The organism is Streptomyces sp. MMS24-W38 (assembly GCF_059889265.1).
In genome coordinates this window covers 4,759,795-4,782,305 of record NZ_JCBCPP010000001.1, presented here as the reverse complement: position 1 = coordinate 4,782,305, position 22,511 = coordinate 4,759,795, and the positions used below count along the sequence as shown (strand labels likewise).

The 22,511-nt window shown below is 69.2% G+C and carries 21 protein-coding genes; 9 read left to right on the top strand and 12 right to left on the bottom strand.

Annotated elements, in window-relative coordinates:
• Positions 1-327 precede the first annotated feature (327 nt).
• On the top strand, positions 328-1,629 hold the full coding sequence (locus tag AC6F7H_RS20740; RefSeq protein WP_500758418.1) for a hypothetical protein: 1,302 nt from the start codon (positions 328-330) through the stop codon (positions 1,627-1,629).
• Here AC6F7H_RS20740 and AC6F7H_RS20735 read toward each other — a convergent pair.
• Together AC6F7H_RS20735 and AC6F7H_RS20730 are read right to left on the bottom strand one after the other, a co-directional pair.
• Positions 1,613-3,433: an asparagine synthase-related protein gene (locus AC6F7H_RS20735; protein WP_500758417.1), complete on the bottom strand. Its 1,821-nt coding sequence runs from the start codon at positions 3,431-3,433 to the stop codon at positions 1,613-1,615. The two genes, AC6F7H_RS20740 and AC6F7H_RS20735, sit on opposite strands and share 17 nt — an antisense overlap.
• Before the next feature lies 1 nt (position 3,434).
• Entirely contained in the window at positions 3,435-4,028 is a 594-nt protein-coding gene (locus AC6F7H_RS20730; RefSeq protein WP_500758416.1) for a lasso peptide biosynthesis B2 protein, read from the bottom strand.
• Positions 4,029-4,725: 697 nt separating this feature from the next.
• Here AC6F7H_RS20730 and AC6F7H_RS20725 point away from each other — a divergent pair.
• Complete coding sequence (locus tag AC6F7H_RS20725; protein ID WP_500758415.1) at positions 4,726-5,064, top strand: transposase; 339 nt, start codon at positions 4,726-4,728, stop codon at positions 5,062-5,064.
• 242 nt (positions 5,065-5,306) lie between these two features.
• On the opposite strand, the gene AC6F7H_RS20720 is transcribed toward AC6F7H_RS20725, so the two are convergent.
• From AC6F7H_RS20720 to AC6F7H_RS20700, 5 genes are all read right to left on the bottom strand, one after another.
• Positions 5,307-5,753: a hypothetical protein gene (locus AC6F7H_RS20720; RefSeq protein WP_500758414.1), complete on the bottom strand. Its 447-nt coding sequence runs from the start codon at positions 5,751-5,753 to the stop codon at positions 5,307-5,309.
• A 549-nt stretch (positions 5,754-6,302) separates the two neighbouring features.
• Positions 6,303-7,151, bottom strand: a complete 849-nt coding sequence (locus AC6F7H_RS20715) for an ABC transporter ATP-binding protein (RefSeq protein ID WP_500761977.1) — start codon at positions 7,149-7,151, stop codon at positions 6,303-6,305.
• A 38-nt stretch (positions 7,152-7,189) separates the two neighbouring features.
• Positions 7,190-7,981, bottom strand: coding sequence for an ABC transporter permease (locus tag AC6F7H_RS20710; protein ID WP_500758413.1), 792 nt, complete (start codon positions 7,979-7,981; stop codon positions 7,190-7,192).
• Positions 7,978-8,733 carry an ABC transporter permease gene (locus AC6F7H_RS20705; protein ID WP_500761975.1) on the bottom strand — a complete coding sequence of 252 codons (756 nt, stop codon included), beginning with the start codon at positions 8,731-8,733 and terminating at the stop codon, positions 7,978-7,980. Before AC6F7H_RS20705 ends, AC6F7H_RS20710 begins: the two co-directional genes overlap by 4 nt.
• A 74-nt stretch (positions 8,734-8,807) precedes the next feature.
• Positions 8,808-9,773, bottom strand: a complete 966-nt coding sequence (locus tag AC6F7H_RS20700) for an ABC transporter substrate-binding protein (RefSeq protein ID WP_500758412.1) — start codon at positions 9,771-9,773, stop codon at positions 8,808-8,810.
• A 276-nt stretch (positions 9,774-10,049) separates the two neighbouring features.
• Between AC6F7H_RS20700 and AC6F7H_RS20695 the strand changes: the two genes are divergently transcribed.
• The 3 genes from AC6F7H_RS20695 to AC6F7H_RS20685 all read left to right on the top strand — a co-directional run bounded on the left by AC6F7H_RS20695 (position 10,050) and on the right by AC6F7H_RS20685 (position 13,793).
• Entirely contained in the window at positions 10,050-10,829 is a 780-nt protein-coding gene (locus AC6F7H_RS20695; RefSeq protein ID WP_500758411.1) for an IclR family transcriptional regulator domain-containing protein, read from the top strand.
• 294 nt (positions 10,830-11,123) lie between these two features.
• On the top strand, positions 11,124-12,734 hold the full coding sequence (locus AC6F7H_RS20690) for a metallophosphoesterase family protein (RefSeq protein ID WP_500758410.1): 1,611 nt from the start codon (positions 11,124-11,126) through the stop codon (positions 12,732-12,734).
• 243 nt (positions 12,735-12,977) lie between these two features.
• Complete coding sequence (locus tag AC6F7H_RS20685) at positions 12,978-13,793, top strand: thioesterase family protein (protein ID WP_500758409.1); 816 nt, start codon at positions 12,978-12,980, stop codon at positions 13,791-13,793.
• Between the two features lie 37 nt (positions 13,794-13,830).
• Here AC6F7H_RS20685 and AC6F7H_RS20680 read toward each other — a convergent pair whose 3' ends face one another.
• The 3 genes from AC6F7H_RS20680 to AC6F7H_RS20670 all read right to left on the bottom strand — a co-directional run bounded on the left by AC6F7H_RS20680 (position 13,831) and on the right by AC6F7H_RS20670 (position 16,425).
• A complete protein-coding gene (locus tag AC6F7H_RS20680) occupies positions 13,831-14,397 on the bottom strand; it encodes a GNAT family N-acetyltransferase (protein ID WP_500758408.1) in 567 nt (188 codons plus the stop codon).
• A gap of 223 nt (positions 14,398-14,620) precedes the next feature.
• Complete coding sequence (gene xynA / locus AC6F7H_RS20675) at positions 14,621-15,604, bottom strand: endo-1,4-beta-xylanase XynA (RefSeq protein ID WP_500758407.1); 984 nt, start codon at positions 15,602-15,604, stop codon at positions 14,621-14,623.
• A gap of 335 nt (positions 15,605-15,939) precedes the next feature.
• Positions 15,940-16,425 (bottom strand): PaaI family thioesterase, encoded by a 486-nt coding sequence (locus AC6F7H_RS20670; protein ID WP_500758406.1) that lies wholly within the window; start codon positions 16,423-16,425, stop codon positions 15,940-15,942.
• Between the two features lie 90 nt (positions 16,426-16,515).
• Here AC6F7H_RS20670 and AC6F7H_RS20665 point away from each other — a divergent pair, with 90 nt between their 5' ends.
• A complete protein-coding gene (locus AC6F7H_RS20665) occupies positions 16,516-16,995 on the top strand; it encodes a winged helix-turn-helix transcriptional regulator (RefSeq protein ID WP_500758405.1) in 480 nt (159 codons plus the stop codon).
• A gap of 112 nt (positions 16,996-17,107) precedes the next feature.
• Positions 17,108-17,974 carry an NAD(P)-dependent oxidoreductase gene (locus tag AC6F7H_RS20660; RefSeq protein ID WP_500758404.1) on the top strand — a complete coding sequence of 289 codons (867 nt, stop codon included), beginning with the start codon at positions 17,108-17,110 and terminating at the stop codon, positions 17,972-17,974.
• A gap of 230 nt (positions 17,975-18,204) precedes the next feature.
• On the opposite strand, the gene AC6F7H_RS20655 is transcribed toward AC6F7H_RS20660, so the two are convergent.
• Complete coding sequence (locus AC6F7H_RS20655) at positions 18,205-19,551, bottom strand: serine/threonine-protein kinase (protein ID WP_500758403.1); 1,347 nt, start codon at positions 19,549-19,551, stop codon at positions 18,205-18,207.
• A gap of 246 nt (positions 19,552-19,797) precedes the next feature.
• Positions 19,798-20,337, bottom strand: a complete 540-nt coding sequence (locus AC6F7H_RS20650) for a zinc-binding dehydrogenase (RefSeq protein WP_500758402.1) — start codon at positions 20,335-20,337, stop codon at positions 19,798-19,800.
• Here AC6F7H_RS20650 and AC6F7H_RS20645 point away from each other — a divergent pair.
• Together AC6F7H_RS20645 and AC6F7H_RS20640 are read left to right on the top strand one after the other, a co-directional pair.
• Complete coding sequence (locus AC6F7H_RS20645) at positions 20,299-20,874, top strand: IS607 family transposase (RefSeq protein WP_500758401.1); 576 nt, start codon at positions 20,299-20,301, stop codon at positions 20,872-20,874. The two genes, AC6F7H_RS20650 and AC6F7H_RS20645, sit on opposite strands and share 39 nt — an antisense overlap.
• Positions 20,867-22,495 (top strand): nuclease/transposase family protein, encoded by a 1,629-nt coding sequence (locus AC6F7H_RS20640; RefSeq protein WP_500758400.1) that lies wholly within the window; start codon positions 20,867-20,869, stop codon positions 22,493-22,495. Before AC6F7H_RS20645 ends, AC6F7H_RS20640 begins: the two co-directional genes overlap by 8 nt.
• The last annotated feature ends 16 nt before the right edge of the window (positions 22,496-22,511 follow it).

The following is a 22,511-nucleotide window of genomic DNA, read 5'->3' as shown; positions in this document are numbered from 1 at the left end:
ATCCGGATGGTGATCCGAATGATCGACACGGACGATGGTGCTCGAGTCCCGGCTCAGCACCAGGTCTCCTGGTCCGCTGCGGGGGTCGGATGCTCCGCGGCGCCACCGTGAGGTACGTGCCGCGGGAATCCGGCAGGGGCTCGCCGGACGGCGCTTCACCCGTGCGGTGCCGCAGTGACGGTCGAAGTCGAAGGAGAACCCCGTGGGTCCAGTTGGCGTGGGCCGGTGCCCACCGGCGGGACTCTTCGCGGTCGGCTCGGGTGCGTGTTCCGGTCGCGGTCACCGTCAGCGCCTGGTGGACGGCCTGCGGCGTCAGGAGGTGATCACGTGAGGGCTCCCCCCGGGGCCGGCGTCGGCTCGCGCCTGCGGGCGCTGCTGATCACGACGAGCACCAGCAAGTCACCGGCGGCCATGACGTTGATCCTGCTGGTCCTCCTCCCGACGGCGCTGCTGCTGGGTTGGTGGGGCCTCGAAGACCTCAGCCAGGCCCTGACCTACACGGGGCGCATCACCGGTGCCATCCTCATTCTGGTCTCGGCCCTCTCGTTGTTGGGCGCTGCCGCGGTCGTGGACCACTGGGGCCGGAACATCTTCCCCTATTCCGGGATAGTCGCGCTGATCGGCGCGGTCGCGGCATTGCTGACCAACACCATGCTGCTGCTCGAGACCTTCAGGGACGGCGATTCCACGCTTTACCGGGTGCTGTTCAGCCTGCTCACGGCGGGTTCCGCATGGGCCGTCTTCACGGTGTGGCGGACATCGGTCGTGATCCCCTCTCCGAAGCGGGTGGCCGCGGCAGTGATCGTCTCCGCGGCTCTCGCGATGGCCAATTTCGGCTACCAGCACCTCTACCAGCCGTCCCAGCACGGCGCCAGGCCCCTCGTCGATGTCGCCGTGGGAGATCCTGTACTGAGCAAGGACCGTAAGAAATTCGTCATACCGGTCGACATCAGGATCGAGAACCACAGCGATATGGGCTTTTACGTGCTCGGTACCGAATTCCACGCCATGGGTGAACGGGTGTCGCTCAGCCGGACGGACCGGCCCCGCGAACAGTGGCGTGCAGATGCCGAGACGTTCCGTGACTTCCAGGTGCAACACCCGCTCTCCCGAAAGGAGGTCTACCAGCCCGGCCAGTTGGTGTCGGCGCAGCCATGGATGCCTTTCGGGAACTGGGTCGAGGCGAACGACGCGTTCGTCACCCAAACGGTTGTACAACTTCCCATCGACACGCCGTATGACCAGTTGGCGTTCTACGCCTCCGCGCAATTGGCGCGCAAGGACCGGCTCGGTCTGGAGCAGGTCAATCTGGAGGGGTACTCCTGGGGTAAGGGAAAGGTTCCCCAGTGGGTCAAGAAGGACAAGAGCCTCGACTCCGTCGCCTACCGCGGCCGGGTGTACGAGAACAATGCGATCGACCGGCACACGATGGACCCCCGCTATGCCTTCGTCTATTGGCAGTTCGGCGCGCATGGCGCAGTCCTGTCGGCATCCATCGCGCGAAACGGTGAGGAAAACCGCATCCCATCCATAGCGGAAAATCTCGAGACGGCGAACCGGTACGGCTTGGTCACCGCCGAAACGGGTCCGATCAAACGGACGCTCTGGGACATCAAGAACCAGGGATGACCGGCATGGCTGCACGGCGTACGCGGGAACGCCGGTCCAGTCGCTCCAGCCACGCCACGAGGGCGAGAGAACTGTTCACACGGTCCCAGGAATGGGAGTCCCCCATGCCGAACTGCGCCTCCCTCACTGCCCGGCACAGGATCCCGACGTCGAACATCTCCGCGATCAGCGGATGCCTCGCGGAGCGGCAGAGGTCGATGAGTTCGTCGCCGTGCGTCCGCAGGCCGCGGGCGTAGAGCTGGTTGAAGGGGACATTGACGACCCGGCCGCCGATCCGGGGCGGAAGCAGATCCGCCATCGCCTCGCGCAGTACCGCTTTCGGACGGCCCGGTTGGAACGCGGCCTCGGCGGGGAGGCGGCGCATCGTGGCGATGACCTCCGGATCGAGGAAGGGGTGTGAGAGGAAGAATCCGTCCTGCCGTGCGCGGCGCCAGGACAGCGGGTCGGGAGCGGCGATGTAGTTGGCGGCCTCGTAGAGGGACTGTTCGGGCTCGCGCCCGAACACGAAGCGGCTCTCCGCGGTGCTGGCCGCACGGTAGCCGTGAGCCCGCGCGAATCCGGAACGCAGCCATCGGGGGCGGGCGAAGTCACCGAGGCCGCCGAGCACCGTTCCGCGGCGGCGGACGAGCGCTGTGACCCGTTCGGCGGCCAGTGGAAGAGCCGGTTGCACCACGTGGGCGGAGACGATGTCCCACAATCCCCGCTCGCTGCCCGCGGCCCAGTCACGTGCCTGCCTCGTCATCTGCCGGAGCCGTCCCGTGCGGGCCAGCCTGTGCAGGTGAAACGGGTTGGCGTCCACGATCGGGTCGGCCCCGCAGCCGGTCAGGAGGGTGTCGCAGCCCAGATCCGCCGCAGCGGCATGGAGCCTGCTCCAGAACGGGGCGCGGAAGGCGTGCGCATGAGGCTCGTCCGGGTCTCCCGCGTGGTGCTGGAAGTCGTCGAAGTCGGTCACGTCGTCGACATCGAGGATCACCGGCCGGGCTGCGGGCGCGTGCCGGCGGATCTCCGCCATCGCCTCGTCCATATAAGGCTGTTCGGCAGCGAGTTCTCCCCTTCTGAAGCGCCCGGCGAGCAGGACGAGGTCCCCGGGGTGGCCCTGTCCCGCAGCCTGCAGACGTGCCGCGAGCAGCGCGACGCTGGTGGAGTCGGTGCCGCCGGAAACATGGCATGCCGTCCTCCTGCCCACACGGCGCCCGACGGCGTTCTCCAGTGCGAGGCGCAGGTCCTTCGCGGCCCCGCCGAGGCCGGGTTCGTCCGCTGCCCGTACCGGCGGATCGTGGGCCTGACGGACGTGTCGCAGCACCCGACCGCGCATCCGCCCCGTGATCGAGAGTTCCACCACCTCGCCACCGAGTATGCGGTGTACCCCGGCGAAGGGGGTGAGTTCCGAGTGGGGTTGCGCCATGTTCCCGGTCAGGTACCGGCAGAAGTAGCGCCGTTCCGGCTCTGCTCCGCCGCCCAGGTGGCGCGCCGAGGTGCTCACCGCGGTGACACGACCATCGGACTCCCTGAAGAACAGGGGGATGCGTGCCTGCTCGTCCCGCATCAGCAGGATGCGGTCGCGGCACACCAGGACGGCCGCGTAGTCGCCGGTAGGCAGAGGCGGTGCCGCTTGCGGCCGGCCCCAGTCGTCGAGGAGGCCGCGCGCTCCCGCCACGCGCTCACGGACGGAGCCGGCCCAGCCGGCGACCACCGCGGTCCCGGCCCGTGAGGAAACCGTCGTCACGAGCCCCTGCCGCGCCATGGCCCCGTCTGCCCAGAGCTTCGGGACGTTCCCGTCCCACTCGAGGCGGAGTGCTTCCACCTCACTGCCCTCCGCCGCCGACCGAGAGGACCGGCGCGAACGCGTGCCCGCGCGGATCGGCTTCGGGGACGCACAGGCCGGCCGAAGACGTCCAGGCGTGCAGGGCGAACGGGTGCTCGCGCACGCCGACGTGAAGTACGGCCTTCAAGCCGCGCCGCCGCAGCAGGACGAAAGCCGTCACGGCCTCGGCCTTGCAGTCGCCGTTGACGAACCAGCTTCTGCGACCGTGTGATTGCACTGCCCGTTTCAGCCGTTCGACGTCCTCCGTGGCAGCGGGGTCCGCGCGGGCGTAATCCGGGGCTGCCAAGGACAGGAGCCGAAGGGCGCGCCCGAATCCCATGGTCCGGATCAACAGGTGCACTCCGCGCAGCCAGAGCCCGACCGCGACGTCCGACTGCTGCCTCCGTCGGGCCGTCGCGCATCCGGCGCGGATGAGACCGGCGACGATTTCGGCGCGTTCCTCGGAGATTCCGTCAGTGAACTTCCGGATGTCCGCCGTCGCCACTCCGAGAAAACGCGTCCGCCGCCAGTCCGCGATCAGCGCCCCGTCGGACATTCTGGTGACACGGCAATGCGGTGACAGGATCCGCACCATGGCCACCAGGGCATCGCTGTCCTCTGCCACGTCCTCTGCCACCGCACATCCTCCAAGGTCGGCCTGACACCGCCCCCGCGACGGACCCGGCCCGACGTGGGCACGGTGGTGTCAGGAGTGGTATCCGTGACCGTCGTAGAAGGCTCCGCTGAAGCCCCGGATCAGACGGCCGTTGCCGAGAAGGACGAGCCCGTACGGCATACGACGCCGCAGCAGTCGGAGAAACATCGCCTACCTCCAGAATCAGGTAGTGTCGGTAAATTTCAGGCTACTCCGCCCTGGATGCCCTGCAACCGGACTGCCGACACCCGCGCCGCGAAGCACGAGTGATTCGCCGGTGATCCGCCGGACCGCCTTGTCCGTCGTTCTGGAATCGCCTCCCTCCGCCACGGACGCCGTGGGGCCCTGCTGGTACCGATGAATCATCCGGCCCTGGTCACGCGGCGTGCCGACCCTCGTGCGGGCCTGTAAATCGTTCGGCCCTGTCCCCCATGCGGTGGTGACGGCTCGTGAGTAGGGGGCATCTCCGCCTTGCGGAGAGTGTGGCCGGTGCTCTGACCTCGGTGCTTTGAAGCGGACGGCATCGCGTCGGGGTCGCTGACCTTGTCTCGCCGGACCCTCACGGGCGGACGCCCGGCCGATCGGCCCGTCCGGCAAGGAGTCGGGCCGAGGACCGCTCTGAAGTTGCCCCGGTTTGATGGACGACCTTTCGCTACGGGACACCGGGTCCCGCAAGGAGGGGTTCATCGCGCCAAGGACGCGTCCGGCCCACCCGCCGGAGTTCCGTCGCCAGATGGTCGAGCTGGTTCGGGCCGACCGGTCGCCTGAGGAGCTGGCGAAGGAGTTCGAGCCGTCCGCCCGGACCATCCGTACCTGGACCGACCAGGACCGGGTGGACACCGGGGAACGCCCCGGTCTGACCAGCGACGAGAAGGGGGAACTCGCTCAGCTGCGCCGCGAGGTGAAGCAGCTGAGCGAGGAGAAGGAGATCCTCCGCAAGGCCACGGTTTCCTTCGTCCGGGAGACCAGCCGGTGATCTGCTACCGGCTGGTCGACGAGAACACGGCACAGCACGGCCTGTCCCACGACGATCCGCCGACGGGTGCTCACGAGCCGGTCGTTCCGACGGCGAGGCCGACGCGGGTGATCACGGTGCGGGCGGACATCGGAGTTCCTTTCTCCCGGGGTCGGCACAGTCTCCGACGCGCCGGGCCGCTCTCACCCCCGGAGGAAGGGATGAGGGCCCGACCGGCTCGCCCTGATCAGGGCTCGGTCATCTCACTGCAGGGACAAGCCCTCGGGCGAGGTGAGCCCCTTGGCGGGATCGGCGCGGAAGGTCGCCGTCCATGCCTCGGGCGAACACGAGGCACCGTTGGGGTGTTGCTCCGTCAACCGTGCGCGGCGGCTGTCGTCCACGACGACCCGGTCGTCCCGCGCCGCCGTCACCTTCAGCCGCACCGGGACGGTGACGGCGCCGATGTCGTCCGGAAGCCGGACCGACACCCCTGCGATCGGGTTGTCCGCGTCGCCGGACTTCTGCTCCTCGCACCTGTCGTCCACGCACACGCGGATCACCGCCGCGTCCGTGCCGCCGAAGTCGGCGGGCCGCCACACCACGGCGACCTCGGAGTCCATGTCCGCCTGGGTGCAGGAGGCGTCCTGGCCGAAGACCGAGCAGCCGGTCAGGGCCGCCGCCGTGGCGAGGGTGAGCAGGATGCGTCGCATGTCAGGACCTCGCCACGGTGCCGGGGAGGGCGCTGTCGGCCAACCCGATGTCGGTGAAGGCGGAGCGCGAACTGTGCCTGCGCTTCCTGGTGTTCTGGATGACTTCGCCCGAACGGTACGTCACACAGGACTTCGACGGTTTCCTCCGCAAGACCATGCACGCCCTCAACAAGCTCTCCGCCGAGGAGCTGAAGAAGCTGGAACCGCGCTTCCAGTTGGCGATGCTGGGCAGCCGGCTCGTCTTCGGGGACCAGGCGTTCCGCAAGCAGTTCCACGGAGTCACCCGCCGTTGCCCCATCGACAAGGCGCTCTTCGAGGTCCAGGCCGTGACCCTGGCCGGGTGCGAACCTTACGAACTCGAAACGCTGCACCGCCGGGCGCGGACCCCGGATCCCGGCCCGCACGGTCCGACCTGGCCCACAGAATGCCGCGATGACCTCCTGGAGCGCGGGCGCTTCCGGCGAGCCGCTGGACGAGGTGCCGCCGCACCCGGGCTCCGGGCCGTTGCCGGAGCCCGGTGGGCGTCCGCCGGAGCCGGGGGCGGGACGGTCAGGCCTTCTTGTCCAGTGCCGGGGCGGACGGCGCGGTGTCCGTGTCCGTGTCCGTCTTCTGGGGCGGTACGGCGCCCGTCGCCCGTTTCGCCGCCTGGATCTGCTCGTACACCCGCGTGCGGAGTTCCGTGAAGCGCGGGTCCGCCCGGGTGTGCAGCTGGTCGCGTTCGGCCGGGAGGTCGATGGTCAGCTGTTCCTGGACCACCGTCGGGGACGAGGACAGGACGACGACCCGCTCGCCCAGGTAGACGGCCTCGTCGATGTCGTGGGTGACGAAGAGGACGGTCACCCCGAGCTCCTGCCACAGCCGCCGGATCAGGTCCTCGAGGTCGGCGCGGGTCTGGGCGTCGACGGCCGCGAACGGCTCGTCCATCAGGAGCACTTCGGGCTCGTAGGCGACGGCTCGCGCGATGGCGACGCGCTGCTGCATGCCGCCGGAGAGCTGCCAGGGGTACGCGCCCGCGGCGTCGCCGAGGCCGACGGCGTGCAGGGCGTGCTCGACCAGCTCGCTGCGGCGGGCCTTCGTCAGGTGCTTCTTCTGACGCAACGGCAGCTCGACGTTGTCGCGCACCCGCAGCCAGGGGAAGAGGCTGCGGCCGTACTCCTGGAACACGACGGCCATGCCGGGCGGCGGGCCGGTGATCCGGTCGCCCTGCAGCAGGACTTCACCGGAGGTGGGTTCGAGCAGGCCGGCGATGCACTTCAGGAGCGTCGTCTTGCCGCAGCCGGACGGGCCGACGAGGCAGACCAGTTCGCCGGCGTCGAGGGAGAAGGTGAGGTCGCGCACCGCTTCGACGTGCCGACCGTGTCCCTCGTAGACCTTCCGCAGGCCTCTTACGTCGAGCATGTGCTGTCCCTTTCCGGCGTTCACGCCGCTTTCCTTGCTCATGACGCCCTCCGGGACCGGCGCAGACCGTGGTACCAGGCCAGGGCCCGGCGTTCGACCACCTGGAACACCAGGGCGAGCAGCACGCCGAGCAGTCCGAGCAGCAGGATGCCGCTCCACATGCCCGGGATGGCGAAGCTGCGCTGGAACTGGACGACGGCGAAGCCGAGTCCGTTGCTGGCCGCGAACATCTCGCTGATGACCATCAGGATGACGCCGATCGACAGCGCCTGCCGCAGGCCCGCGAAGATCTGCGGACTGGCGGAGCGCAGGACCAGGTGGCCGAGGCGCGCACGGCCCTCGATGCCGTAGGACCGGGCCGTGTCGGCCAGCACGCTGTCGATGGCCCGTACGCCCTCGACGGTGTTGAGCAGCACCGGCCAGACGCATCCGGAGACGATGACGACGATCTTCATGGTGTCGCCGATACCGGCGAAGAGCATGATGACGGGCACCAGGACGGGCGGCGGCACGGCGCGCAGGAACTCCAGCACCGGTTCGGTGGTGGCCCGTACCCGCGGGAAGGAGCCGATGACGATGCCGAGTGCCACGCCGAGGACGGCCGCGCCGGCGTAGCCGAGGAGCAGCCGGGTGACACTGGGCACCACGTCCGCGGCGATGCGCTCGGCGGTCCACACCTCGCGCCCGGTCTCCAGGATGGTGCTCAGCGGCGGCCAGTAGACGTCGGTGCTGCCGGCGGAGGCGAACCACCAGGCGGTCGCGAGGAGGACGGGCAGGCCGACGGCGAGCAGCAGCCGCAGGGCCGCGGTGCGCAGGGTCAGGCGTTTCATGTGGTCACCTCGCCCCGGACGGACTGGTGCCAGGCCAGCGAGCGGCGCTCGACGGCACGTGCGCCCAGGTTGATCAGGACGCCGATCAGTCCGGTGACGGCGACCAGCGCGTACATGTCGGGAACGGCGTGGGAGGTCTGCGCGACGGCGATGCGGGAGCCCAGTCCGGGCGTGCCGATGATGAGTTCGGCGGTGATCGCGAGCACGAGGGCGACGGCCGCCGCGAGCCGGACGCCGGTCATGACGTACGGCAGGGCGGTCGGCCACAGCACGTGTCGGATCCGGGCCCAGGTCCCCAGGCCGTAGGAGCGGGCGGTCTCCTCCGCGACGGGGTCCAGGTCCTGGACTCCGTAGAGGACCTGGACGAGGACCTGCCAGAAGGCGGCGTAGACGACCAGCAGCAGCGTGGAGCGCAGATCGGTGCCGAAAAGCAGCACGGCGAGGGGGATCAGCGCCACCGAGGGGATCGGCCGCAGGAATTCGACGGTGCTGGCCGTCGCCTCGCGCAGATACGGGACCACGGTGATCAGCACGCCGGCGGCGATGCCCGCGACGGTGGCGATGAGCAGGCCGAGCGCCCAGCCGGTGAGGGTGTCGCCGAGCGCCACCCAGAAGGCGGTGTCGGAGATCTCCTTGGCCAGGGCGACGGCGATCGTGCTGGTGGGCGGCAGGTAGTCGGGGGACACCAGACCGAGCCGGGGCACCGCCTCGACCAGTGCGAGGAAGCCGCCGAGGCCGGCGAGGCCCAGCATGGCGTTGCCCGGCCCCGGGCGGCGGGCGCCCGGGGCGTCGGTCTTCACGGCTGTCCGTGTCACGGCTGTCTGTGTCACGGCAGCAGCTTGTCCAGGTCGGGGGCCTTCTCGAACAGGCCGTCCTTCTGGCCGAGTTCGCCCAGCCGCTCGAGGGAGGCGCGGTTCGGCTCCTCGGGCCAGCTGGGGAGCGTCATGGCCTTCAGCGTCTTCTCGGGGATCTTGGTGTAGGTGGAGAGGATCTCGCGGACCTCGTCGGGGTGGTTGTTGGCGTAGGCGAGGGATTCGCGGGTCGCCTCGGCGAACTTCTTCACCAGCTCCGGGTCCTGCTGGGCCACCTTCTCTGAGGTGAAGTAGAGGGCGACGGTGAGTTCGGGCGAGATGTCGACGAAGTTGGAGGCGACGACCCGGCCGCCCTCGCCCTTGACGACGGCGAGCGACGGCTCGACGACCCAGGCGGCGTCGACCTGTCCGGCCTGCAGCGCGGCGGGCATCTGGTCGAAGGCGAGCTCCACGAACTGGACCTTCTCGGGGTCGCCGCCGGCCTTGCGCACGGATTCCCGTACGGAGGTGTCGCCGATGTTCTTCAGCGTGTTGACCGCGACCTTCTTGCCGACCAGGTCCTTCGCCGACTTGATCGGGCTGTCGCCCTTGACGACGACGCCGCCGAAGTCGGCGCCCTCCTTCCCGGTCGAGGCCACGCCGTTGGCGACGCCCCGCACCGGCACGTTCTGGCTCTGGGCGATCAGGAGCGAGGTGGTATTGCTGAACCCGAACTGGAACTGTCCGCTGGCCACGCCCGGCACGATCGCGGCGCCGCCCTGGCCGGACTCCAGCGTGAGGTCGAGACCGCGCTTCTTGTAGAAGCCCTGCTTCTCACCGAGGTAGATCGGGGCCACGTCGACGATGGGGATCACGCCGACCTTCACGGCGGTGGTGCCGTCGGACGACTTGCCGGAGGACCCGGATTCGGACGAACCACAAGCGGTCGCGGTGAGCGTGAGCAGAGCGACGGCAGCGACTCCGGCTGACAGACGACGCACAAGGCCTCCCCAAAAGATGCACTTCTCGATGTGTGCGCAGACGTGTGTGCGCGGACCGAACGAAAGTTCTTGCGGGGAACCTATGGTTCACTCCATGGCGGGTCAACCCCTTGACAAGGTCAACTTTCAACAACCTTGAACCACCTTTGAAATGGGCGATCATCGACCGGCACAACCTGCTGGAACCGCCGTCCGGCGCCAGTTGACGGCCGCCGGCCGCCGCCATAGCGTTCTGCCACCGCACCGACGTTCGGCACGCAAACGGGGAGGTCGCCGATGGGTGGTCAGGAACGGGAAGCCCATTTCGTACAGTCCCTGGAGCGCGGACTCGCCGTCATCCGCGCCTTCGACGGCGAGCGTCGCGAACTGACCCTCAGCGACGTCGCCCGCATCTGCGACCTGACCCGCGCGGCTGCCCGGCGCTTTCTGCTCACCCTCACCGACCTCGGCTACGTCACCACCGACGGGAGGCTGTTCCGCCTCACCCCGCGCGTCCTGGAACTCGGCTACGCGTATCTCGCCGGCTCCTCGCTGCCCGACATCGCCGAGCCCCACCTCGAGAAACTGGTCGCCGAGGTCCGCGAGTCCTCCTCCCTCTGCGTGCTCGACGGCGACGACATCGTCTACGTCAGCCGCGTGCCCACCACGCGCATCATGACCGCCACCATCACCGTCGGCACCCGCTTCCCCGCCCATGTCACCTCGGTCGGGAGGGTGTTGCTCGCCCACCTCCCGGACGAGCAGCTCGACCAGCACCTCGCCAGGTGCGAGCTGCGCCCGCTGACCCCCCGCACCATCGTCTCCCCGCCGCAGCTGCGCGCCGAACTCCAGCGGGTCCGCAAGCAGGGGTACGCCATCATGGACCAGGAGCTCGAGGTGGGTCTGCGCACCGTGGCCGCCCCGGTCCGCGACGGGGACGGCACCGTCGTCGCCGCCGTCAACATCCCCGTGCACGCGAGCCGCAACTCCGTCGACTCGGTACGCCGCGACCTGCTGCCCGCCCTCCTGGCGACCGTGGCCCGGATCGAGGCCGACCTGCACGTGGTCCGCCGCTGACGCTCCGCACGGGTCGCACCCGGGCAGTTCGACGGTCGCGTCCGTCAACGCGTGTGCATCGGCGAGGCCTCGAAACCGGCGCCGGGGCACCATCGGTCCGGTCGATCCCCGCTGTTCGTCGGCACTGCTTGCGCACGTGACGTCCCGACCTCTGCCGGCACGGGACAGGGCCCATTTTCCGGAATGCGAAACTCCGGTTATTCACTCGGAGACCCGACACCGGACCTCTCGTGATCATCTTGTCGGGGCATCGTGCAGATCGTCACCATTTCTGCCCGAGACAAGGTAAGCCCCATGGCACTCCCCGCGAGAAAGTCCGTCACCGTCCTCACCTGCGCCCTGGCCGTCACCCTCGGCATCACCGCCGCGGGGATGTCCGGCGTCTCAGCCGCCCAGGGTTCGGACCGCGCCGCCCAGCAGAACAAGGCCGGCAAGTCGTACGTCGACCAGGCACTCACCGAGACCGTTCTGTGGAGCGAGGACTTCGACTCGGTGCCCACACCCACGGACTTCACGCACACGCTCCCCGAGGGCTGGTCCAAGGAGAACGCCGGATTCACCACCGGCGAGGCCCGCTGGGCGGGCTGGGCGATCACCGACATCCGTGACTGGACCTGGGCGGTGGGCACCGACAAGCGCCACTACTTCACCCGGGCACACGACAAGCTCGCCGTCGTCGAGAGCCAGCACCAGCGCATCAACGACACCGACCGGCTGAACACCGCGCTGAAGTCGCCGGCCGTCGACGTGAAGAAGCACGACCGGATCGTCCTCGGCTTCGACTCCCACTACCGCCAGGGTGACGCTCCGCAGCACGCCACCGTGAGCGTCTCCTTCGACGGCGGCGAGCCGGTGGAGCTGCGGCGCTACGACGCCGACAAGCTCAGCTCCCACGAGGCGATCACCATCGACGTGCCCGAGGGGGCTCGCAAGGCCGTCTTCACCTGGAGCTACAAGGACGGCCACAACGACTGGTTCTGGGCCATCGACAACGCCCGGGTGTCGCTGCCCATGGGCGAGGTCGAGGGCGAGCCGTCCGCCGTCATCGACGTCATCAGCGACATCCAGGGCGGCATCGACAACTACAAGTCCGCCGTCAAGCAGCTCAACGACATGCCGGACCCGGCCGGAGCCATGTTCGTCAACGGCGACTTCGTCGACCTGGGCAAGCAGGAGCTCTACGACGAGTTCGAGGCCGCTCGCAAGGAGGTCCCGCACGCCTCCGGACGCGACTACTACACCATCGGCAACCATGAGATGCTCGGCCCGGAGGGCTCCGAGGCCTACATCAACCGGTTCCTCGACTTCACCGGCCAGGACAAGGTCTGGCGCGAGGAGATCGTGGACGGCGTCCCCAACATCACGGTCAACACCGAGTACTACAGCGATGTGGACCGCAAGGGCGTCGAGCCGTACGTGAAGCTGTCCGACGAACAGCTGAACTGGCTGGACTCCCGCCTCGCGCACTGGGCGAAGCAGGGCAAGCCGGTCATGCTCTACAACCACCAGGCGGTCCCCTACACCGTCACGGAGACCCACAGCTCCTGGAACGGGAACGACTATTTCGACCTCGAAGCGTTCACCGAGGTCGTGGGCAAGTACTCGAACATCATCATGTTCACCAGCCACACACACCAGTCGCTGAAGGCGGAGGACTGGTGGGGCCGGCTGCGGGCGGAGGCCACCGGCAACATGCGCGGATTCCCCGTGGTCAACACGGGCGCGATCAAGAACGCCACTGAGCCCTACGGCGACCACCAGAGCCGGCGCCTGGAGGGCAACAACTCCTCCGGCCTGCGGGTGAAGGTGTTCGAGGACCGGGTGCGCGTGGAGGCCTGGGACTTCGTCGCCGGGAAGAAGATCAAGCACGTGGACTTCCCCGTCCCCGCCAAGCGCAAGGGCTGACACCCCTGTTCCGCGCCGCCGGCTTCCTGCCCCCCTCCGTCACTTCCGTGCGGGGAGCCGGCGGCGCGGCCTCACCGGTGACGCCCCACGCGCCGCGCAGCCGCCCGCACCGACACGATGATTGCAGTGTGCACATTCTCACGTGGCGAGACGCGCGGATGGCGGTAGCGTGCCGGGCAGCAGCTGACGTGACGACGGCTCCGGCCGCCCACGACGCCTACGTCACCGAAGGAGAAGCGGCCCTTGTCCACCCCCACCGCCCCCACCGCGCTCCGGGGCAGTTACTTCGAGTCCATCGACGACCACCGCTACAAGCCGACGGCACACGCGGGCGGGGCCTGGGACCCGGACGAACAGCACTTCAGCCCGCTGGGCGGACTCGTGGTCCACGCCATCGACCGCCACCGGGCCGCCGGACCGGACAACGGCCTGGTGCTCTCCCGGATCAGCTACGACATCCTCGGCCGCCTCGCCCTCGACGAGTGCGAGATACAGGTGGAGACCATCCGTCCCGGGCGGACCATCGAACTCCTCGAAGCGGTCGTACGGATCGCCGGCCGCCCGGTCGTCCGGGCCCGCGCCTGGCTCCTGGCCGGCCTCGACACCACCGCGGTCGCGGGCAGCCCCGTCGACCGCCTCACCCCGCCCGAGTCACTCACCACGTGGCCGATGGCCGACGTCTGGCCCGGCGGTTACGTCGCCTCCCTGGACGTCCGCCCGGTCGCACCGCCCCAGCCGGGGCGTACGACCGCCTGGCTCTCCACGCCCCTCGACCTGGTCGCCGGTGAGCCCGTCAGCCCCCTCGCGTCGTATCTCGCCCTCGTCGACACCGCCAACGGCACAGCCGCCCGGCAGCCGCCCACGGCGTGGATGTTCCCCAACGTCGATCTGACCATCCACCTCCACCGCCAACCACGAGGCATCTGGACCGGGCTGGACACCACGGTCAGCTTCGGCCCCTCCGGACAGGGCCTCACCAGCACGGTCCTGCACGACGTCGACGGCCCGGTCGGCCAGGCCCAGCAGATCCTCACGGTCCGGCCCCAGCCGGGGGCATGAGGATCTGCCGCATGCGCGGGTAAGGGTGGCGCGAAGATCACCGCACCGATGGGCGCTGGTGTGTGGCCCAGTGTTCGGCGGCGGTGATGCCGAACAGCACCACATCGTGGTGGCCACCGGCGAAGAACTCATGCTGGCGAAGCCGCCCCTCCTCGACGAAGCCCAGCCTGCGGTAGAGGGCGAGGGAGGCGTCGTTGAAGGCGTAGACCTCCACCTCGCACTTGTTGTGGCGCTGTTCGGCGAACATGTAGGTGAGGATCAGTTCGGTTGCCTCGGCCGCGTATCCCCTGCGGCGGTGCTCGCGGCTGATCTCGATACCCGTCTTGAACCGTCCCGCACGACTGTCGGTCTCTCCGACGGTCACCGACCCTGCGAACGCGTGGTCGGCCAGCGCCTCGACCACCAGGCGGAACGCGTCACCCCCCGGCGGACGCCCAGCCCGCTCAGCGGTCCAGGAACGGAAACTCTCAGCAGAACGCGGAGGCTCGACCAGGTCGGCGTTGCGGACATCGAAGGTGTTCCGGGTGAGGTCACGAAAGCCTTCCCAGTCTTCAGGCTCGACACCTCGCAGACGCACCTTCTCACCGGTCCACATGTCGCTCATGGCGCCCACCACTTCACTCTCGATTGCAGGCGCTGACGGCCATGCACTTCGACTTCGCCATGTCGGGTCCCCCTTCGAACCTCAGGGAACATAACCTGCCGCCCACTTCCGGGTCTGCTGATTTTCCGCACTGCGGGTGCTCCCTGCACCACCACCGCCCGCGGCAGGGCGCGCCGCATGCCTGTGGCACGGCGGCCGGAGACCACCGCGCCACAGGCGCCGGTCAGTTCGTACTGCAGGAGACCGTCGGCCAGGTCCAGTTGCCGTTGGGCTGGATGGTCACGCCCCAGTTGTTGCCGTTGCCGTTGGGCCGGGCGGTCAGCACCTGCGCGCTGGGATAACTCGCGCTGACGTTCCAGGTGGACAACACCTTCGCCGGCGACGGCACGTTCATCGTCACGGTCCAGTCGCTGGACCCCGCGACGGAGACGTTGAGGTTGTACCGGTCCCCCCACTGCTGACCGGCCGACAACGTCGCGGCACAACCACCACCGCCACCACCGCCGGATCCCGTGCCGCCGACCGTGATGTTGGAACTGCCGCTGCTCTGGTAACCCTCGGTCGCCATGATCATGTAGTTGAAGGTGCCCAGGTTCATGCCGTTCCGGGCCCACGCGTCGAAGTGGTTGCCCGTGGTGATGGTGCCGCCCGTCCGCTTCGACTGCCGGACGCTCCAGTACTGCTGGAAGGTCCTGATGCCCTCGATGGAGGGGGCGTTGTAGCGGGTCGTCTCGTAGATGTCGTACGTGCCGCCGTCGCTGGTGACGGTGCCCTTGAACGTCCCCGTGGGCCGGTAGGTGCCCCAGTTGTCGACGATGTAGTACTCCACGAGCGGGTTGGTCGACCATCCGTAGAGGGTCAGGTACGCGTTGCCCGACGGGTTGAAGGTGCCCGAGTAGGTCACACTCCGGCGCCCGCCGGTGCTCCAGCCCTTGCCGGCGACGAAGTTGCCGGTGTTGCGCCACGAGGTGCTGTACTGACCGCCGGAACCCATGTTCATGGAGACGGTGCCCTGGCTGTCGGTCCAGAACGAGTAGTAGTAGCCGTTGTCGGTGCCGGTCTGGTTCGTCGTGACGACCGTGTCGGCGTGGGCGGTGCCCGGCAGCAGCATCGCGGCCAGCGCGGCCAGCGCGATGGCCCACGCACTTCTGATGAACAGCGTGACGGGACCGCTTCTGCGGCACCTCGGTCGGGCGAGCACGTTCATGGGGGTTTCCTCTCCTGGAGGTTCCACGACGGCGCCAGTGTTGGCCTGCACGCGTCAGGCGTCAACAGTTTCGGTAATTATTTCGAAATCTTCGACACCCATCCAGAACCACAAGGACGGATAAGTCACCAGCTCAGACACGAGCTCACAACAAGGCGAGCACCAGCACAAGGAAGCACTCAGAATCTAGATCAGAAATGACGCGACATCAGAGCGAAAGTTTCGAACTCCTCGGAGGGCCGGGTCCGCTGGGGGAAGTCCCGGACCCGGCACCGGGGACGGGCAGCTCCACCTGAGTCGCGTTGCGCGCGGCGACCCGGCGGGCGCAGGGACGGTCAGGCGGGGAAGAGCATGCAACTGCTGGTGGCGTGGGCGAGCAACCGGTCCGCCGAATCGACGAGTTCGACCTGGGCGAACGCCGTACGCCGCCCACTCTTGAGGACCGTGCCGACAGCCCGGACCTTGCCCGTGTCGACGGTGACCGGGCGCAGGAACTTCACGTTCAGGTCGAGCGAGGTGTACCGCGTGCCCTTCGGCAGGATCGACAGCACCGCACAGCCCGCCGCCGAGTCGAGCAGGGTGGCGTAGACACCGCCGTGCACGCTGCCGAGCGGGTTGTAGTGCTCCTCGCCGGGGACGAGTGCGAACACCACACGGCCCTGCTCGACCTCCTCGAGAGTCATCCCGAGAGCCGCAGCGACCGGCGGGTCGGGAAGACGGCCGGCCAGCCAGTCGCGCATCACGCGGAGACCGCTGTCCTGCCCCATGGCCGCGTCCAGGATGCCCGGGTCCTCCCAGCCGAACGTGCGTGATCTTTCCACGGAAACACCCTTCTCCATCTGACTGCTTTTTTCGAAGCTAGCCATCACGACATCTGGGTGTCAATACCGAAGCCTGCCTACCATTCCCGTATGACGTGGCTTGAGACGAGCACCGAGAACTGCACGGTCCAGCGGACTCTCGACCTGGTCGGAGAGAAGTGGTCGATGCTGCTTGTCAGGGACGCCATGAACGGCGTACGGCGCTTCGACGACTTCCGCCGGCACGTCGGGCTGTCCGAGAGCGTGCTGACCGACCGGCTGCGGAAGCTGGTCGCGGCCGGGATCCTTCGCACCGTCCCCTACAGCGAGCCCGGCAGCCGCACCCGCCACGAGTACCGGCTCACCCGCAAGGGCTGGGACCTGTGGCCCGCGATGATCGCCCTCAAGCAGTGGGGCGACCGCTACACGGCGGATCCTGAAGGGGCCCCGCTGGAAGTCGTTCACCGCGAGTGCGGCGAACCGGTGGAAGCCGCGGTCGTCTGCACGGCGGGACACGGTGCGCTCGTTCCCCCGGAGGCACTCACCCGCCCCGGCCCGTCCGCACGCCCCGCGACCGCGCCTGCCCGGTGACAGCGGGCCGACGCGCGCACGGGCGCCCGCGTCGCGTTTCCTTCACCAGGAGGTTTCCGGGTTCCCGGCGGAAAATCGACAGGGGGAAGAGAATCCTGCGAGGGAGCCTTCCATGTCGCACACCGCAACCGTCACCGTCCTCGGAGCCGGCGCACTCGGCGCCGCGATGGCGACGCGGCTCGGAGAGACCGGTCACGAGGTACGGCTGTGGAACCGTACGCGGGAGAAGGCCCGCGTGGTGGCGGAGCATGCCGCCGGGATCACGGCGGTGGAGGCTCTGGGCGATGCGGTCTCCGGCGCGTCCGTCGTCATCACAGTGCTCCGTGACGGCGACGCGGTCGCGACGGTCATGTCCGATGCCCTCCCCCGGCTCGACGACGACGCCGTCTGGGTGCAGGCGAGCACGGTGGGCCCACGGAGCGCCGACGCCCTGGCCGGTCTGGCTCGCGATCACGGTGTCGCCTTCCTCGACGCACCGGTCTCGGGAAGCACCGCTCCCGCCCGGCAGGGCAAGCTGATCTGGATCGTCGCCGGATCCGAGGACGTCCTCGCGCGGGCGCGTCCCGTGCTCGACGCTCTCGGCTCGTCCGTACAGCACGTGGGGACGGGGGTCGAAGGCAGCGCCGTCAAACTCGCGGTCAACGCCTGGATGACGGCCGCGACGGTGGCCGCGAGCGATGTCCTCGCGCTGTGCGACGCGCTCGGTGTCGACCATGCGACATTGGTCCGGGTACTGGAGGCGGGCCCGCTGTCCATGCCGTACGAGCTGCAGAAGGTCGGCGCCATGGAGGAGACGTCGTACGCGCCCGGCTTCGCGGTGCGGCTCGCCCTGAAAGACATCGACCTGGCCGCTGAGGCCGCCACCCCCAGCCCCCTGCTCCAAGCAGTCCGCGACCGCCTGGAGGAAACCGTCGCAGCCGGACACGGCAACGACGACCTCGCCGCCGTCGACTCCCTCAGGAAGCCGCCGTCGGCGTGAACCGCTCCGGGGCCGGGTTCAAGCCTCAACGGATGATGGCCGCGTGATGGCAGGCCGACTTCGTAGTGCGGGTACCACCGCACACACGGGGGGCACGGACCCGCTCGGCGCGGCCCTGTCGGAGCGGAGCGTCCGAGGCACGTACGGCCGTGGGGGCCCTGCCGTCCCGAAGGAACCGGCAGGGCCCTCACGTGCGCGGGGTGCCTGATCGGCTTCCGGCCCCCTCCCGGTCACCCCGGACGGCTCGCGACCTTCGGGGCGGCGCCCACCGGCCCTGCCGGGTCCGCCGGAACCATCGGGACCTCCCCGGGCCGGGGAGGCGGGAGGGAGTGGCCGACGGCGGCGGGTTCATCGCCCGGCCGCCGCCCGGAGGCGGGCAGCGGAACCGTCGGCGCCGTGGGCGTCCGCTCCCGGCCGTCGTCCAGGAGCGTGGGCGTGTAGCCGCCGGGGCCGTCCGCCCCCTCGACCACCCACTCGATGTCCTCCGTGTTCACAAGGCCGTAGAAGCCCGGGTCGTCCTCCGCCCAGGGGGCGTCCGGCGCCTCGCCCTCGTCGACCGCCTTCTGGGCCAGCTCCCGTACGACGGGGTCGGCACGGCCCTTGAGCGCCTCGGGGGGCAGCTTCGGCGTCAGGTCGGCGGCGGTGACCCGTTCCCGGAGCTGCTCCGCCGCCTGTTCGAGGGTCAGGCCCGCGTCGGCGAGCAGGGTCGACAGGCTCTCCCGCACACCGTCGAGATCCGGACGCCGGAGCGGTTCGGCGACGATCACCCGGCCCAGCAGCGGCAGAAAGGCCGGATCGACGCCTTCCCACGTCGGGGGCACCATCAACGGCATGTAGGGATACGGCGCCCGGCCCGTCAACGCGAAGAAGAGGGTGGCGCCGAGGGCGTACACATCGGCGGGTGCCTCGACGTGCTTGCTGTCGCGCAGTTGCTCGACGGGCATGTAGGGGCGCGTGCCCAGGCGGTCTCCGGTCCGGGTGAGCGCCTGGCTGGACTGGCGCTCGGCGAGCACCGCCAGGCCGAAGTCGAGCACCACCGGCCCGTTCGGGCCGAGCACGACGTTGCTCGGCTTGAGGTCGCGGTGCAGCAACTTCGTCCCGTGAATGGCCGCCAACGCGTCCACGAGGGCCAGACCGAGCGCCGCGCACGGCCCGACGGGAAGGGGTCCGGCCCCCTTCACCAGGGTGTGCAGCGACGGTCCGGCGATGTAGTCCATGGCGAACCACGGCTCACCGGCCTCCGGGTCCGCCGCGCGCAGCGCCGGAACCCGGTCGCCGGCCACCGCGCGGACGGCGTCGATCTCCCGCGCGAACCGCTCGCGGGCCTGCGGCTGGCCCAGCAGGGACGGCTGGATCATCTTGACCACGACGAGCCGCGACGGGTCGGCCACCTCGTCACGGCCACGATCATGATCGGGCTCGACCAGCCGGTAGGCCGCGACCATCTCGTCGGAAAGGCCCTCCAGCGGGATTTCGCGCGCCAGATAGGCGACTCCCATGCCACCCGCGCCAAGCCGGGCGAGCAGTTCGAACGGTCCCACCACACGCGGGTCCGCATTGGTGTCCAGTGGCTTCATCGGCGCTCTCGTATCCCCACACTCTCGTCACGGTCCTCCCCCAGCCACACCGGCACACCACAGTCTACGGACTGTGACCGGATGAACACGGACGGCTCGACCGGGCAACCGAAAGCTCGAAGCGGCCGTATTCCAGAAGCCGTTGAGGGGCGCACGAGCTCAACGACTCGTGCGCCCCTCGCGTTCGGACCGCGGGGCCCGCGGGACTCGATCCCCGGCCCCCGGCCTCGACGGCCCTCGGCCACGTCAGATGACGCCAGAAGACGACGACCGGCTTGACCGCCGCCCCACTGGCCGAGTCGGCGAACGCCTCGTCGATCTCCTTGAGTTCGTAGGTCTGCACGAGCTCGTCGAAGGGGAAGCGGCCCTGCTGCCGCAGCTCGACGAGGCGGGGATGAAGACCTGCGGGACCGCGCTGCCCTCGATGACGGTCTTGAACGTCCAGCCCTTCATGAGGGACTCGCCGATCTCCAAAGGAACCGCCGTACCGGCCGCCGCGGCTCCGACGAGCACGATGGTGCCCCGGATCGCCAGGGCGTCCAGCGCCTGGGTCAGCAGGGCCGGTACGGCGGTGGTGTCCACGGCGTAGTCCACGCCCTTGCCGCCGGTGATCCTCTTCAGCTCGGACACGACGTCGACACTGCCGGAATCGACGGTGTGGGTGGCGCCGATGGGGTAGCCAAATGCTGGTTCTCGGGGGTGGTTGAGTGTGCGTAACCATGTATGGGTGAGTGTCGTTGGCAGTGTGTGAATCTGACGGAATGGGCGAAGACGCAGGGCGTGCATCCGCAGACCGCGTATCGCTGGTTCCGTGAGGGGACGTTGCCGGTACCGGCTCAGAGGGTCGGGCCACGCACGATCCTGGTGAACATCGACGCGAACACCACGCCCGAGGTCATCGACGGTCTGGGCCTGTATGCCCGTGTCTCCTCCCACGATCAGAAGGCTGATCTGGAGCGCCAGGTCGCTCGGCTGTCGGCGTGGGCGGCGAAGACCGGCATCAAGGTGGTGCGGGTCGAGTCCGAGATCGCATCCGGCATGAACGGCGCCCGCTCCAAGGCCCGCCGCATGCTTGCCGATCCGGCGGTGACCACCATGGTGGTCGAGCACAAGGACCGGCTGGGCCGTATGAACGTCGAACTCGTCGAAGCCGCACTGTCCGCGTCGGGGCGCCGTCTGCTGGTCCTCGACGAAGGTGAAGTCGAAGACGACCTCGTGCGCGACATGGTGGAGGTGCTGACGTCGTTCTGCGCCCGCCGGTACGGCCGCAGGTCGGCGACGAACCGGGCGCGAAAGGCGCTGGAGGCTGCCGAGCATGGCTGACCTCCGCCCGATCGACGTCCCGTTCGTCGCGCCGGGCCCCACCGGTGTGGCGATCCGCGACCGGCTGGGGCACCTGACCACCGAGGACGAGCAGGTGCTGCGCCTGGTCGGCGCGCATCTCGGGTCGCTGGCCGCGAGGGATCTCGCGGCCCGCTGCCGTGATGGGCTCGGCCACTGCGCGGACACCTGGGCGGCGCGGAAGCGGGAGCTGACCGCTGCCTCGTCGTCCCGGTGGGGCGGGGCGATCACGAAGGCCACGCATGACCAGTGGGCCTTGTCGCGTCGCTGTCAACTCGCCCACATCCAAAGCCTTGAGGCCGGTGTCAAGACGATTCGGCACCGCCTGTCCCAGCCGATCGGCCAGAAGGGCACCAAGCGCGCTCCGGGCGGCTACCGTTCGAAGAAGGAGTGGTTCCAGAAGACCCGGCGTCTGCATGTCCTCGAGGAGCGTCTGGAGCGGGAGCGGACCGACCGTGAGGCCGGAGTCGTCCACGTCGTGCGCGGCGGCAGGCGCCTGGCCCGTAATCGGCACAACCTCGGCGCCGCGCAGCTCACCGAGAGCGAATGGCGCGAGCGGTGGGAAGCCGAGCGCTGGTTCCTCGCTGCGGACGGCGAGTCCGGGAAGCGGTACGGGAACGAGACGATCCGCGTCACCCCGGACGGGGAGGTGAGTATCAAGCTCCCTGCCCCGCTCGCCGAGCTGGCGAACGCCAAACACGGCCGGTACGTACTCGCCGCAAAGGTCTCATTCCCGCACCACGGCGAAGAATGGGCGGACCGGGTGGAGGCGAACCGGGCGGTTGCCTACCGCATCCACCTGGACGTGGAACGCGGACGCTGGTACCTGACCGCCTCGTGGCAGATCCCGCCCACCAGGACCATACCGATCGACGCCGCCCTCGCCGAAGGTGTGATCGGCGTGGACACCAACGCCGACCACCTTGCGGCCTGGCTCCCGGATGCCCACGGCAACCCGGTCGGGCGGCCCCGCCACTTCTCCTACCGGCTCAGCGGGTCGGCCGAGCACCGTGACGCCCAGGTACGGCACGCGCTGTCCCGGCTGCTGAACTGGGCGAAGTCCTGCAAAGTGGCCGCTGTCGCCATCGAAGACCTGGACTTCGCGGCGGACAAGACCCGCGAGAAGCACGGCCGAAAGAAGCGGTTCAAGCAGCTCATCTCCGGCATGCCCACCGGCAAACTCCGCGCGCGCCTCACCTCGATGGCGGATCAGACCGGCATCAGCATCATCGCTGTCGACCCGGCATACACCTCGAAGTGGGGCGCCCAGCACTGGCAGAAGCCCCTCACCGGCAAGAACCGCAAGGCGACCCGTCACGATGCGGCGAGCATCGCGATCGGGCGACGCGCCCAAGGGCACCCGATCCGGCGACGGACGACACCGCCCCCTGCTCACCAGAGTGATGAGCAAGGGCATCGGACCGTCCAGGCCCGACCGGATGCCCTCGGGCGCGAGGGACCCCGCCCCCGCACTCCCGGACCACGGACACGATCCGTGCCGCCGGACGCGGCGAGCACGCGGGCGACCAGGACACCCAAAACCGTTCGGGATGTCCGCAGTGACCAGGTATGGGTACAAGACTCACTCCTGCTCACTGGCTAGGAACGGTGCGAGGGTG